The sequence below is a fragment of the Halorubrum sp. GN12_10-3_MGM genome, from assembly GCF_005435235.1.
Classification (GTDB): domain Archaea; phylum Halobacteriota; class Halobacteria; order Halobacteriales; family Haloferacaceae; genus Halorubrum; species Halorubrum ezzemoulense.
The window spans coordinates 53354-67029 of sequence record NZ_SGUB01000014.1; the positions used below are offsets into that span (position 1 = coordinate 53354).

Consider the following 13676-nt stretch of genomic DNA (forward strand, 5'->3'; position numbering starts at 1 on the left):
TCCACTCGACGTTTCTCTCCGAAATCCACAATAAATGTCAAGTAGACGATGCGACTTTTCACGTTGACGGCGGACACGGTCGAATCATATTGTCGACAGCGTCTGAGATGAGGTCCATACCTTCGTCGGTGAGTCGTCCCCGTGGAAGAGTATCGTCTATACTGGAGAGAGAGATCGTATAGATCGCCCACGGGAGGACGTACGTAGTCTTCTTGAGGTGGGCATTGTTGATGACATCGTTCGGGAGAACAGGCGTTGAGTGCTTGTACCGCTCGTCGGCCTTCGTGCCGAGACAAACGACAGTTGCTTCCTCTTCCAGGTAGGGCCGGTCAGCATCTGAGATGACAACGACAGGCCGTGGGTTCGTATGAGCTCCCGTCGGGTCGACCGCAAAGACGAGACTGCCCTGAAAATACCATGTCATATCGAGTCGCTACGCCTGCTCGGAGTCGTCGACGCTCTCAATCCAGTCTTCGGGTACAGGTTCTTCGCTGGCACTGCTGTGCTGTCTGGTCTCGGAGTGTGTGTTGCTCGTGGGGTGGTCGTCCGTTTGCTCGATATCGTCAGGAGTGAAGTCATCGTCGTAGCGGTCGGTGAGGGTCTGAACTTGAACGAGGCCGCGAGCGAATCGCCGGAGGTCATCACGGCTCTCGAGGGCGTGGTAGTAGCCGTCAGCGGTCTTGCCGATGTCGCCGTCGTTGAGAAGACGGGTGAGCGTGCCCGTGATACTTCCCTTTGGGATGTCATCAAGCCGGTTGTGGATCTCAGAGGGGGTGAACCCGTAGTTGGGATTCGTATAGAGGAGGCGGATAATGGCAGCCTTGTTCGTACGCGGGTTGATATGGACGTCGTCGGATGGGTCGTGAGTTCGAAGGTCGACAGGCATGGTGGAAGCCTCTTTGTAGTTGACTGTAGGCGATTGTAGGTGATAACTGTTTGGGAAGGTGAGGCGCTGAGAGTCAACCACGCTGTAACGGCACCCTCCGGCCTGTTGGCAATCAGGCCAAGTGCGAGACGCACCATCTGTCGTCTGGTTGGTGGTTTGTAGAAATCCAAACGCCGAATCTGTGGGGTCTTCAGAGTCAGATATCATATAGCGAGATGCGATATACTTCACTTCGATAACGGGGTGTTCCCGCTGATCGATCCCGGATTGAGGCGTGTTTACCCCGGCTTCGAGACAAGAGGATCAACCTCCTCGAGGGTGTGAACGCGCCAGACACCAGGTTTCCGGTGACTTTAGTGCTAGAATGCGAGATAACTCAGGCTATCCTAATGTGTGGGACTCCACTGTTTTCAGCCCTCCCGACTAATCGTCTATATGGCCACGTTCGCCGTCGACTGTCCGGGGTGCGGGGTCTCGAAAGAGCACATGACGACGCAGTCGGACCAGATCGGCGTCCACTGTAGTTGCGGAGTCACCTTCACCGTCGACATCAACGAACAGACCGTCGGCGACTGGTGAGAACGCGAATCTCGCTCTTATGTAGAACTGCAGAAAGCCCCCATAACAAGGCAATCGATGGTGATATCGACGGATACGCCGGTGAGGTTCAACGATCTGATGAGGCCGAACGTGTGAGCGGCCTGTTCCAAGCCCCGCTTGGACAGGCCGCGGAACTTCCGGAGCCATGGTTGAGCGAGCGAAAACAGGCACTCAACTTGGTTGATGTGGACGCCGTCGGGCGATACATACCGCTCTTTGTGGACAACCGTTCGGTGATCGCGATCCATCTCTCGATACGCTTGGAGACCGTCTGTCCAGACCTCTCCCAGCCCCTGGGAGAGGTCTTCAGCCTCCTGAATTACTGGAACGAGATCGCCTTCGTAGTCGATGCCACGTTGGCCGCGAATCACCCGAAGCGAGTCGCGACACGCCGCGACGAGCGTCAGCTGATCACCGTGACGCCCTCGCCAGCGTGACCGGCCAGTTTGGGATGAGCCGCCGCGAGAACGGCTGTTCCGCGGCGGCTCTTGGCCTTTGTAGCCTGAACAGACTTTCCCGGATTCGTCGACCTGTGCCGGTCCATCAATGGTCTGATCGAGTAGCTCCCAAACGACGGGGAAGCCGCGCTGAACCGCGGCTTCCACATCTCGGATCGCCGTGTGAACTGCTGTGTTGAATAGACGCTGAGTCACAGTTATAGAGGCTCACACAGCGGTTCTATGTTAGTGATAGCGAACATCAGGACGATTTCACGGAACTGTCGATACCAGCCCAGCGCTCGCACGGCATCGCCGAGCGAGCGCTTCGTTGTCGAGTAGGATGTTTCGGCCATCCACCGCTGAGCGTAGCCATTTGCTTGGTTGAGCGCGTTGTTCGCGGCTGCTTTCGCTGACGAACCGCGATAGTGAACAAGATACTCAACGCCGTGTGCGGCGATTTCGTACTCGGTATGCCAGTCTTGGAAGCCGTTATCGGCGGCGATGGACTGCAGGTCGTCCGCGTTTCGGCGGACGACCTGCGGTCCGGTCTTCGTATCATGCTTCCACCGTGCGTTGATGTGAACATCGAGAACAGCAAGCGATTCCACATCGGTCAATGTCGTCACTTTCAGCGTCTGTATCGTCCGTCCTGCCCGCTGGCGGAAGTACGATGACGCACGTCGCCGGTCGAAAAACGTGCTGTCGAGCGCAGCGTGGCCGGACTGCGGGTGCTGCTGCGCGGAGACGCGCAGCAGCGCCCGCCACACCCACATTTTCAGCCGATCAAACGACTTGTAGATCGTCGTGTGATCGGGGAGCTCGTCCCGATCTAGGTCGAGAGCGTCACGAACCTCGTCCATGTACTTCAGCCGATTCGGCGTTTCACGGTAGCTGTGGGTCTCTTCGACCCGAAAACAGTGAAGGACGACGTGGACCCAGCGGGCGAACCCGCCGCTGGCGGGCTCGCCCGCGTGCTTCCCCAACGCTTGTTTAGCTAGGTGACGACACTGCTCGATGAAGTCGAGGATATCGATTTCCATGGTAGGTTCGATTTCCTCGGCTTCACCCTTCTAAACCGGTGATATCGGCTGATAAGATCGCTCTTCAACAGAGCAGGAAGAACGACTACTGGGCTGTAGACAGCGATCTCGACCGCCAATGACGACGGCCAAGAGACGGGTGCTTGCCACTCTGACCGAGTGTTCCATTGAGTTGCCCGACGACGGGGTGACCCTCGAGAAGATCCGGCACCGTGGAACGCACTTTCGCATCGACGAGGGAGAGTTCCTCGCGTTCCGGCTCGAACGGCACCCGACGATGTACCTCTCAGATAGCCAACTTGGTGGACGCTATCGTTCGCCGGCTCGGTTTCACGTGGTGACAGACTACCGGTTGGATCTCGACGACGAGACGTGGTGCGTGACCGAGCACGAGGCCACGTTCGACTTCGACCCGCACTTGGTAATCGAGGCGGAACTGGATGCACTCGGGCGGAAACATGCGATCGAAGAGCAGATCGAGACGGTCAAGACGGCAGATGATCCCGAAGACGCGTTTGACAATGCCTTCGACTCGTGGATCGACCACTGGGACGACAAATTCGCCGAGGTTCGCGGTCGACCAGTTCCTGACGATCAACGAGAGGAGATCATTCGCCTGCTGGTGAACGAATTGCGATCGCGAGCTGGTCTCGGCTGAGGCCACCTACACCCGGAAATGGCGGAGATCGGCCAACTATTGGTTCCGATTCGGGGGGACAGGGCGAACGCGTTCTGCACTCATCCAGTGATAAGAGACCTCATGCGAAGTTGGTGCTACACCTCATATCTTTGTGACCGGTGGACCACATGTCGAGATAGCAGCCGTGAACCCGAACAATTGTACCACATGGAAACTGACGGAAACTCCTACCAGCGGGCAGATACACAAAGATCGACGCCGTCGAGAGCGGCGACCTCAAGCTCACGCTCAACGATGACCAGCACGCCGGGAACCCACGGGCATTTCTCAACGCGGTCGACCAGGGAGAGATCGAGGCCGAGCTCTGAACGCGACCGTTCGGATCGTCCGGTCGCTGCTCGACGACACCGAGGACGAGAGCGGTAGGTCTTGGCCAACATACGGGAAATACGGAACTACGACGGGAGAGTGTTGGTTAAGACGGGTGATCTCCCCGTGGCAAAACTTTACATCGGCCGGGAGCCGTATCTTCGTGTATGTCTACTCTCGCGAAGGATCCTCCGGACGGGGTCGAGTTCGTCCAAGAGGACGACGGTCGGGTGACGGCGCGACATATTGAATCAGGTGTCGCGTCGTTTGGTGAGAGTGAAACCGAGGCCCTTCGACAACTCGCAGACGCCCTCGACAGCCATTACGGCCGGGGGAAGACGATCGACGACCCCGAAGCGTACCTAGAGGAGCTCGGGATTGACGTCGAGATCGGGAGCGAAGGGACGCCCCCCTGGCTTGAGTAGTGGTCCGAACGACGTTTTCCTCGCGCGAAGTAATCAAAGGGCTCTCGAAACACGGGTTCATTCCGGTCGGTGGCAAAGGGAGCCATACGACGCTCCAGTATGAGAATGAAGACACGGGCGAGGTACGAACGGTGACGGTCCCGAAAGCAGACCCAATTCCGAACGGAACGCTCCACGATATAGCCGATCAGGCAGGAGCGAACGACTTCCACAACTTTTGTCGGTGGATCGACGCCGTCGTTTGACCATGTCATACGACACACCCGAGGACGCAATTACACTCGAGGAACTCAGCGAGGTGCTCGCCGACGCGACCGGAACGACGGGCGAGGAGATCGAGCGCGAGGCCGAGGAGTTGGAGATCGCGCCGCCGAGCGAGGCGACCGTCGTCGACGAGTAGACTTGTAGCTTCCTAATGAGAGCATTTCACCCGTAATATCACGCATCGAGGCACAGCCCGAACTTCTATAGACCGTATAGTTCGGACCGATCCTCAATGGCTCGCTGAATCGTCCGACGGCTTGTATCAAGTTCTTTCGACGCCTGTCGCTTCGACATCTCTTCACGAACCACAGCGTCGAGAACCGTACAGACACGATCATACACCGCGGCCTCTCTGAGTCGGCCATCCTCCTTCTCAAAGCCAAGTGGTGCCGGCCCATGGTGGTAATCACTGTTTGCTTGCCGTGCTGCGATACCCTCTGCGACGTTTTTGCGTTTGATCTTTGCCTCAAGTTCAGCGAAGACGCCAAGCAGTTGAAACAGCGCATCTTGATACGGGTCGTCGTCGCTAGGTCGGAGCGTCAGTCCTTCAGATACAACGTGGAGTTCAGCATCAGCGTCGCGAACGCGGTCCGCAGTCCGTGAAAGGTCACGAATTGAACGCGCAACACGAGAGACCTCGTACACTACGACGACGTCGACAGTACCAGCTTCAACGTCTTCAACGAGCTGCTGGTACCCGGAGCGCTCAACATCTGTCCCAGTTGATTTGTCGCGATATATCTCGATATCGGCACGGTCGATCTCGAAGTTTTGTTCGGCGTAGTCGAAGATCCCAGTCAGTTGGCGGTCGAGTGTCTGCTCGACAGTCGAGACACGTGCGTAGCCTGCGATCGACAGCGAGCTGTCGGTCATACTCGCACGGAGGGGTTCAATATATAAATAGCCGAAGATATGCGCAGGTGGGCATTTTCTACACTACCTGCGCACCCCAACAGCCGAAATGGGAGAGACTATCGGGACCAGTGGTCACACCGGCTCGGCTGGGCATCAGTCGGTCGCTGCTCTCAAAATCTTATGTATCAGTTGCCCGCAGCTGTTCGACAGATGGTTACATAAGGCTCAAAAATTTCGAACAGCGGTGTCGAATCGATGTAATGCGGTTAAATTCGCTGTTTGAATACATTTAATAATGTAGAATATCGACGATGTCGTTGAGAGACGTTAGCTGGGACATTGATTTCACTTCGGAGTTGGAGGGCCTTCATTTCGATGGTGATGGGTCTCAGAACGTCACTGGAGGATGTCTTCGGGCGAAGAGACACTTTCGAGATCCTGAAGTCGTGGGTCTTCAGCGAGTGTGGCTGCGAGCACGATCTCGGGGCGGTGGTTGAGTTCGTGGTCTTTTTTGATCCCACGTCTGTCGCCGCGGCCCTTTCGTTCGCTCATCGTCACGCCCAAGAACTCCAATTCGTCCAAGAGGTCCGAGACACGCTGGTACCCGAGGACGTTTGATTCAACGTCCTTCGCGACGGTCTGATAGCGGTCGTAGACTTGCGACGTTGAAACGGTGTCGCCTCTCCCGTTAAGCCGCTTCGTCAACGTATATAGGACAAGTTTCGCCTGATCCGGGAGTGTGCTGATGCTTTTCGAGAGGAGATCCGCTTCGACGAGGTCCCTTGCTTCGGTGACGTGGTTTTCGGTGACGGTCTCGTCCATGTTCCGTCGGGCCATCATCCCAGCCTTATTCAGGAGTTCGATCGCTTTTCTGGCGTCGCCGTGTTCGTCGGCGGCGAGTTCCGCGGCCTTCGAGATCGTGTCCTCGCTCAGAACTCCCTCCTCGAATGCATCGCGACGGTTCTCGAGGATGTCTTCCAGCTGCTCGGCGTTGTATGCTGAGAACACGAATTCAGACCCACCCATCGAGCTCTTGACTCGCTGGTTGACTTCGTTCCGGAACTGCGTCGTTTTGTTGCTGATAAGTACGATGGAGATGTAAGTCTCTATCTCGTCGTTTTCACGGGCGCGGGAGAGAGCATGGAGCAGGCTGTTGAAGTCCTCGAGCAGATCGATTTCGTCGAGAATGATCACCAGCCCATCGTAGTAGTCGTCGACGAGATCCCAGAGCTTCTCGGTGTAGGTTTTCCAGCCTACTCCACGCTTCGGTGGTGGTGAGATGCTTGGTTGAGCTTTGATCCCGTATTTCTCGTCCAGTTCGTCGAAAACTGAGAAGTACAGCGTTCGCGAGGCGCGTGTGATAGTATTGTTGGCGTTACAGTCGATGTAGACGTTGGTCGCAGGGATACTGTTTTCTTGGGCGCGTTCAACGATTTTCGACGAGACGTGTCGTGAGACGAGGCTTTTCCCGGTACCGGTCTTGCCATAGATCTGGATATTGTCTGGGACGTCGTTGTAGATGATGTCCTCGAGGCTGAGTGCGACGTTCGTAATCTCTTCTTGTCGTCCGACGATCCGGTCTTCATCGGGGACAGTGCCAACCGAGACGAGAGATTTGTCCTGGAAAATCCGTGGGGAGTTGCCGATCACCTGATCGACCGAAAATCCGCTGTCGTCGGTATTGGTCATGGTTCGACGTTGAGCGAGAGGGTGATAAAACTGCCTCCCCTCATTTGGAGTGAGTTCGCCGTGTGTGCGGATTTTAGCTCGGGTTTTGCCGAGGATAAGATAGAAGCCTACACCCCTCGTTTTGAGTGAGTGTCGGTTGTACCCCACCCCTCGTTTTGAGTGAGCATCTTGGGGATCTGATATGGAGGGCCCCCGGTTTGGAATGAGCTTGTCGGATTGTTGATAGAGAGGGGGACCCCTCGTTTGGAGTGAGTATGCCAACGAGATTGGCAGTACATTGAAGACGAGAGATTCCAGCCGAAGTCGGACTGCCCCATCGTGGGAGCTCGGTCCCGTCTTATTTTACGCTCCCTATTTTGTCTGAGCTACTTGATCTGGGTCTTTGAGCGAGAGTAACAATAGAACGAATACTCCTCTATGACAACCATCAGTTCGTCTCGAGATATTCTACACTACTACTACATTACTATATTATATAGGTAATGGTAAAGGCAACAAACAAACAACAAATGTAGAGAATAAAGTGTTGTTACTGTCTATTAGAGCTAACAAGACGTTAGTGTTATACAGTCTTTATATACTGCTTGGTATTGTCTTCTACCTTTCCGTGTGTGAGCTTGTGGTCAAATTGTCGTCCGCCTATTGGAGAGCTCACTCCAAACCGGGGGTCCCCGTGTGTGGTTCGTGTAGAAACGACTGCGGGAGACGGTGTGAACAGCCGTGATTCCGAGGGTTAACGACGGAAACGTGGGGTGTGTGTGTGTTCACCTGAGATCACAGTGGTCGATGGCTAATGTCCACCCATGAATACGCTGTACCCAGCCTCCGTCTTGCGAATTTATGCGGAAATGGGGGGGTCTTGCGCGACACGCAATTATGCGGAAATGGGGGGTGTATGTGGATCGTCAAATTGCGCGAAAGGGGCTGAAGTGCTGATATTCAGCGGTTTTAGAGCGGAAACGTGGGGTGGGACGTACCGTCCGTCACCAAGGCGAGACCCTCAGACAGACTGATCCATCACACTCGCGAGCTGCCGGTCGATGTCTTCGACTTCCTGGGTGAGACGAGAGACCATCTCCGTCTGGCTCTCGTTTTCATCCGCAATCTCCGCGATCTCCTCGCTGACGACCTGGGCCCGGTCGGAGACGTCGTCGACGGCACTCGAGATCTCTTCCGCCACGCTCGCCTGTTCGTCCGTCGCCGTCGCGATTTCGCTGATCCCGCTCTCGGTCTGTTCGACCGCCTGTAGAATTTGCTTCTGGTTCTCGAGGACGCCTTCGATGTCGGCTCTCGCAGACTGTATCTCGTCGTTGGCGGCCTCCATCTCGTCGGTCGTTTGCGTTGCCTTCTCCTTGATCGTCGCAACGATCTCTTCGATCTCGTCGGCTTGTTCTTGGGACCGGTTTGCGAGGCTCTTCACCTCGTCGGCGACGACCGCGAAGCCGTCGCTGTCACTCCGGGCCGCTTCGATATTGGCGTTCAACGCGAGCATGTTGGTCTGCTCAGCGATGTCGTTGATCACGCCGACGAGCTCTTCGACCTGTTCGATTTCGTCTCGTAGATCTGCGACGTCGTTCGCGACCGTTGCTGACTTCTCGGCTGTATCGTCCACCTGATCGATGACTTCGTCCGCGGTCTCGACGGAGTCTTCCGCGAGTGTTTTCGACTCGGCGCTTTGGTTGCTGACTTCTTCGGCACTAGAGGCGATCTCTTCGACAGTGGCGCTGAACCCGGAGACGTCGCCTTGGGTGCTTTCGAGTTCGGCTGCTTGTTCAGAGACGAGCTGGGTGATCTCGTTTGAGCGGTCTGCGACTTCGGTTGTCGACTCGCCCAGCTGGGCCATCGACGTTTCCACGTTGTCCGAGAGTTCTTCCTGGAGATCGCTGAGCGTCTCTCGCTGTTCGACGACAGTGGTGACATCGAAGAGCAACTCGACCGCGCCGACAACTTTCCCAGCTGGAGTCTCGATTGGGGTCGCGATCGCGCGGGCGTGTGCCTGTGTTCCATCTGGACGTTCGGCAGATCGGAACTCGTCTTCACGGATGGGCGTTCCAGTGCGGACGACTTCTTCGGCGAGGGTTTCGTCTTCGCCTTCGGTTCCGAACACGTCGTAGGCGTTCATGCCAACGGCCTTGGCTGCGGGGAGACCGAGGAGATCAGCTGTCGCCGTGTTCCACTGGGTGATGTCGCCGGCGTCGTCGACGACGAACGCCGCCTCAGGGAGCGTTTCGATGAACTGCTCGAAGGTGTGCCGCCAGAAGTCGGTGTCTGGTTCTGTAGTCTCGTCTTGAAGTTGGTCGTTGTGTGTCGAAGCGGCCATATCGGGCGGAATCAACTCGGGTTGATGTGGATTTCGCTCCCGTTATTCGGTTTGATAGAAGACGTGAGGAGCAGCCCCCATGGGAGAGATCGTGAAGACCATACCAAGCCGTTTGAACAGAATCGTTGGAACGTCTTGGTAAGGTTGTGGGCGTTCTTCTCGTTATCTTGAAACTTACCACACCCACCCCCCGTTTGCGAAATGCTTTGGGTGAAATTGGTGGGTGGGTGGGGACTCGTGGTTGCCTGTTCACACGGTGAAAACGCGACAGAGACGGTTTCTAAACACGAGAAACAAAAGAATATTGTCTGCTGGTCGGGTGCCGTCCTCGATCCCTCGTTGGCACCTGTATTAATTGCAGTACGGATACTGTTCAAACGCTTTTCTATTAAGCGTTTCCCTTAGAAACGGTTAATTAGAAAACGGGCGTCTCAGACAATCTAACCGCCAATATCCGTGTTTTATGTGGTTTCACGGCCTCTTCTGCTGGACCCACCCCCACCCCTGATCCCGCGCTACATTTCGCAAACGGGGGGTGGGGGTTGATCCCGGGTTTTCGGCCCTATATCAGATCTTAAGAATATCTCTTTCTTTCCCTGGACGGGTGTCTCCTGATCCCCACAATGAGAACTCCCACTCAAACCGTACTATTTCTCGACTCCCCTCACCGAATATTTCTATTCAGTTATCTGGATCGATGCTTAGAACTTCTTGTTCCCAGCCCTCTTCAGCGTAGCTGTCGTCGTTGGGTGTCGCCTCAAATAGGCGGACGGCTGAATCAAGCGACTCAAGCCGATGTTTTAGCTCATCGACTCGACGTGGCTCAATATAATACACCTCGTCTGCTCGATTAATGAGTTCGTTCTCGAAGAGCCGAGCCAAGGCATCCACAGCAGTTGTTTGGTCGAGGGCTGTTTGACCTGCGATTTCACGTGGTGTGAACCCATACTCGTGGTGTGTAACAAGGAAGGTGAGAGCCTTACACTGGTTTGATTCTGGTTTAACCGGGAACGGCTCATCAGCCGTGAGTTCGTCGACAGAAACTGGCATCCTTGTTACGACTTATTAGAGGATGATATGATAGTTTCGCTGGACCGTTGTCCCGGATGGAATAAGAAGCATATCGGGTCGCAACTCCCAGACTGCGTCGGTGGCCCGCCTCGAGGCTTGATTCTGAGGCAGTCACCTTGTTTCCTCTGTAGAAATCGTGATCAAGTAGGGTTCCTGAAAGTATCTGACACTCTCATGAGTGCCGGTGAAACCAACGGCTGAGGTGCTTCGAAGAAGATCGAAAACTCAGAGATTAGAAGTCCAAATCTGGCTGTTTAGCTACTCAACACTCTATCCTGTCGGGATTAATGGCCCGCAGCGGGATGGGTATCATCGTCGTCTTGGTCGCTCTCGATTGGCTCGTAGTCGGCACCATTTCCCACAGGAGCGAATCCAGGGACGTAGCTGAAGCGTTTCCCTGGCTCTCCACGAAACATTAGTGGGAACGAGCCGCGATCCTTTCGAGCCCGATACTGCGGCCCCCACTCGTTAAGCTCCGTGGTCGGCTTGGCTACACGCGGGGCAGGTAGTTCTGCACGCTCTAAATCCTTGAGCGTGAGTACCCGTACTTCGAGTTCCCGTGCTAGTTTTTCGGCTCGCGGAGTGAGTTCGGTTGTGTGGCAGAGTATTGGCATCGCACGGCAGGCAAACGCCACTGTACAGAGCCGAAAGAGGGTACGCGGTGTGATTGGGTCCGTCGTCCAGTCTTTACACTGAGCGACGATCCAATCGCTGGGTTCCTGCTGTTTCGTTCGTCGCCGAGCAACGACATCAACCTCGAGACTGAAGATGTGCTGGCGTCTTGCCGCCCCGTATCCCCAGCGGTTGAGTGCTCGATCGAGTTGGTACTCGAGCCACCGCCCATCACTGTCACCACGACCCCCAACATGTGGGTCGATTTCGCCAATATTGATATCCGGTTGAGTGGCCAGTACTGGGCTTTCTGTCGGCACCGCGGGAATGATGTCGCGTAGCGCCGTGGCGTACTCAAGCGCTGTTGTGAACTTCTCAGCGGGTGCCTCGTCGTAGTTGGCGTCTGTCAGCGCAGCCTGTAGTGAACGGATCAGCCAACATAACTGTTCTTCGACGTGAGTGAGTACATTTGCGTAGTCGTCGGCAGAATCTAGTATATTGTCGTCGGTCGAGCCACTGTCACAATCTGGGTCAGGAAGGATCCGTTCGGCCTCTTTGATGGGCTGGTTGGTTAGATACAGGAGGCGGCGGGCGAACATCCGCTGGTCAGTTGTGAGCGTGTGGTCGCTTTCGAGTGTTTCACGGAGTGACGTGAGTGTTTCCGCGAGCGAGCGCAGGTGATCTGCGTACCCGTCTGGGAGGTGAGATTCGTTCGCGCTCATCGGGTGAGTGGGCTGGGGGTGAAGAGGTGGCGTGTCAGTGGGGTCTCTGAGAGTGCTTTGATGGTCGGCTGGCCCTGTTGCTGGAGATGGTGGGAGAGTGCTGCTTCGTCGGTGACGGTGACCCACTGGGGGCTGTCGGCTTCCCGGTACCGCAGTTCGCCGTCGACGGCCCCAAGCACACCTTGTTCAGTTGTCGCCGTTGCGTCGAAGACGAGGACGTCTGGATCCGGATGAGTCCACGTATCGCGAATCCAGTTAAGCTGTGTCTCGATCGTCGGCGGGTCGGTGGGATCCGGATATCGTGGTTCCGCTGGTGCGCTGATCGCGACGTCGGTGACACTGTCGCGACCACAGGTACGCCAGCTTTCACCTGTCCACTCAAGTTCGCGGCGGGTCCAAGTGTTGCCGTCGCTGTCTGGGTCGAAAATAAGTCGTCGCGGTGGAGTACGAGGTGGGTCCCACTGGAGGACACATGACCCACCGTCAGGGAGTATACCGTCATCTGTTCGACGCTGGTGTTCGAACAGCGCAGCATCGATCTGCGACCGCGCTCGCCGGAGTGTGGCGAGAGGGTCTGCGGACGGTGTGGCTGCTGGTTCGTCAGCCGTATCGACCGCCTCGAACAGGCGATGGAAGCGGGCGTCGATGTCTCGAAGCGTCGCGAGGGCACGGGCTTGTGTATCAGTCATGCGCTCTCCTCGGGGTCTGGTTTGTAGCAGGCTGTCTGGAGCCGGCGGATGTACTCAGCGAGTGGTTCAGTTGCGTCTGTCGAGGTTACGGTCTTGGATCGGTCGTCGTAGTCGACTACACCGACTTCATCGAGGGTCTCGAGATGCTGTTGGGTCAGCGAAATATAGACTGACGTGCGTTCGTCGCTGCCGACCTTACTGGGATCAATCGCGTTTTCGATGGCCGCGATTTCGACCGCAAGTTCGTTAGTGGGGACTGCCCTGGAAGCGCGTGACAGGGACAATACGACGCGGCGTCGGCGACTATTTCCAATCGCATTGAATGCGACATCGGGATCCATTGGGATCGCGAGTGACGCCGTCTCGTCAAGCGTATCCGTCATTCAGATCGCCTCCGTAGGTGAGCAGTCCGTCGACGTGGCTGCCGTCTCTTCGACGAGCTGTAGTTAGCGAAGTGTTCATCGAGAGTGCCCTGTCGCCACGGCTGCGACTCCCCGGTTGGCTCGCTAGGTTGACTATCTATGGTTTGGATGTAGGCGTTGCTGGGCGCTTTGTCACGCTGGTGTGCGGGTTGTACGATGCTGTCTGTCAATGGGTCAGTTTTGAGAGTAGTGCTCTGAGAGACAGAGTTATGACTCCTGACCCTGGTGTTTTTGATTGCTGTCATTGGGTTGGCAGCACGATTCCTCCGGCGTCCTAGCGCCGGGGGAGTTCTCTTGGATCGTGCTATTCCGCTAGACGAGCGATTGTAACTTTTATATCCGTGTCACAAATCGCATCCACTGTATTTGCGTTTTTGAGTGCTTGTATCGGTCGAATCTGTCTGTAGTCTTAATCTCCTGTTAAACCACACTCCACTCCCACCGGTAGCTAAAAATATACTTCTCATAGACGATGAATATGAGATCAACAGCATCTACCGTGGCAAGAACTGACATTGACTCTCTCCGCCGCCGCTTCGTTGGTGTTGAACACCAACAACACAGATAGGATCGACGGTCATCTACGAAGAGGAGACCACATTCGACGACGGCTCCCAGTGCGAAATGATTGC

General features: G+C 55.9%; 16 protein-coding genes and 1 pseudogene. 5 read left to right on the forward strand and 12 right to left on the reverse strand.

Annotation, left to right across the window (positions count from 1 at the left end):
* Positions 1-58: 58 nt before the first annotated feature.
* Positions 59-424, reverse strand: a complete 366-nt coding sequence (locus tag EXE47_RS11520) for a type II toxin-antitoxin system PemK/MazF family toxin (protein WP_137708324.1) — start codon at positions 422-424, stop codon at positions 59-61.
* A gap of 9 nt (positions 425-433) precedes the next feature.
* Complete coding sequence (locus EXE47_RS11525; RefSeq protein ID WP_137708325.1) at positions 434-886, reverse strand: PaaX domain-containing protein; 453 nt, start codon at positions 884-886, stop codon at positions 434-436.
* A gap of 435 nt (positions 887-1321) precedes the next feature.
* Here EXE47_RS11525 and EXE47_RS18445 point away from each other — a divergent pair, with 435 nt between their 5' ends.
* On the forward strand, positions 1322-1465 hold the full coding sequence (locus tag EXE47_RS18445; protein ID WP_158293602.1) for a hypothetical protein: 144 nt from the start codon (positions 1322-1324) through the stop codon (positions 1463-1465).
* Between the two features lie 17 nt (positions 1466-1482).
* Here the strand turns inward: EXE47_RS18445 and EXE47_RS11530 are convergent.
* A pseudogene (locus EXE47_RS11530) lies at positions 1483-2139 on the reverse strand (IS1595 family transposase); the annotation flags it as partial.
* Positions 2140-2141: 2 nt separating this feature from the next.
* Complete coding sequence (locus EXE47_RS11535; protein ID WP_137689250.1) at positions 2142-2966, reverse strand: IS5 family transposase; 825 nt, start codon at positions 2964-2966, stop codon at positions 2142-2144.
* Positions 2967-3084: 118 nt separating this feature from the next.
* Here EXE47_RS11535 and EXE47_RS11540 point away from each other — a divergent pair, with 118 nt between their 5' ends.
* Positions 3085-3624: a hypothetical protein gene (locus EXE47_RS11540; RefSeq protein WP_137708326.1), complete on the forward strand. Its 540-nt coding sequence runs from the start codon at positions 3085-3087 to the stop codon at positions 3622-3624.
* Between the two features lie 209 nt (positions 3625-3833).
* On the opposite strand, the gene EXE47_RS11545 is transcribed toward EXE47_RS11540, so the two are convergent.
* Entirely contained in the window at positions 3834-4046 is a 213-nt protein-coding gene (locus EXE47_RS11545; protein WP_137708327.1) for a hypothetical protein, read from the reverse strand.
* Between the two features lie 96 nt (positions 4047-4142).
* On the opposite strand from EXE47_RS11545, the gene EXE47_RS11550 reads away from it, so the two are divergent.
* From EXE47_RS11550 to EXE47_RS18450, 3 genes are read left to right on the forward strand one after another with little or no spacing between them, the layout of a single operon-like run.
* The gene (locus tag EXE47_RS11550) at positions 4143-4400 is read left to right on the forward strand and encodes a hypothetical protein (protein WP_089308991.1); all 258 of its coding nucleotides are present in this window, start codon (positions 4143-4145) and stop codon (positions 4398-4400) included.
* Positions 4400-4645: a type II toxin-antitoxin system HicA family toxin gene (locus tag EXE47_RS11555; protein WP_089308992.1), complete on the forward strand. Its 246-nt coding sequence runs from the start codon at positions 4400-4402 to the stop codon at positions 4643-4645. The genes EXE47_RS11550 and EXE47_RS11555 overlap by 1 nt, the downstream gene beginning before the upstream one ends.
* A 2-nt stretch (positions 4646-4647) precedes the next feature.
* Positions 4648-4800, forward strand: a complete 153-nt coding sequence (locus tag EXE47_RS18450) for a hypothetical protein (protein ID WP_158293603.1) — start codon at positions 4648-4650, stop codon at positions 4798-4800.
* 65 nt (positions 4801-4865) lie between these two features.
* On the opposite strand, the gene EXE47_RS11560 is transcribed toward EXE47_RS18450, so the two are convergent.
* The 7 genes from EXE47_RS11560 to EXE47_RS11590 all read right to left on the reverse strand — a co-directional run bounded on the left by EXE47_RS11560 (position 4866) and on the right by EXE47_RS11590 (position 13005).
* Positions 4866-5537: a recombinase family protein gene (locus EXE47_RS11560; RefSeq protein WP_089308993.1), complete on the reverse strand. Its 672-nt coding sequence runs from the start codon at positions 5535-5537 to the stop codon at positions 4866-4868.
* 378 nt (positions 5538-5915) lie between these two features.
* Complete coding sequence (locus EXE47_RS11565; protein ID WP_137708328.1) at positions 5916-7208, reverse strand: Cdc6/Cdc18 family protein; 1293 nt, start codon at positions 7206-7208, stop codon at positions 5916-5918.
* 1000 nt (positions 7209-8208) lie between these two features.
* A complete protein-coding gene (locus tag EXE47_RS11570; protein WP_137708329.1) occupies positions 8209-9528 on the reverse strand; it encodes a methyl-accepting chemotaxis protein in 1320 nt (439 codons plus the stop codon).
* Between the two features lie 681 nt (positions 9529-10209).
* The gene (locus tag EXE47_RS11575; protein WP_137708330.1) at positions 10210-10578 is read right to left on the reverse strand and encodes a MarR family transcriptional regulator; all 369 of its coding nucleotides are present in this window, start codon (positions 10576-10578) and stop codon (positions 10210-10212) included.
* Positions 10579-10883: 305 nt separating this feature from the next.
* Positions 10884-11933, reverse strand: a complete 1050-nt coding sequence (locus EXE47_RS18720; protein WP_199237890.1) for a hypothetical protein — start codon at positions 11931-11933, stop codon at positions 10884-10886.
* Entirely contained in the window at positions 11930-12622 is a 693-nt protein-coding gene (locus EXE47_RS18455; RefSeq protein ID WP_158293604.1) for a hypothetical protein, read from the reverse strand. Before EXE47_RS18455 ends, EXE47_RS18720 begins: the two co-directional genes overlap by 4 nt.
* Positions 12619-13005, reverse strand: a complete 387-nt coding sequence (locus tag EXE47_RS11590; protein ID WP_199237891.1) for a hypothetical protein — start codon at positions 13003-13005, stop codon at positions 12619-12621. The genes EXE47_RS18455 and EXE47_RS11590 overlap by 4 nt, the downstream gene beginning before the upstream one ends.
* Positions 13006-13676: the final 671 nt, after the last annotated feature.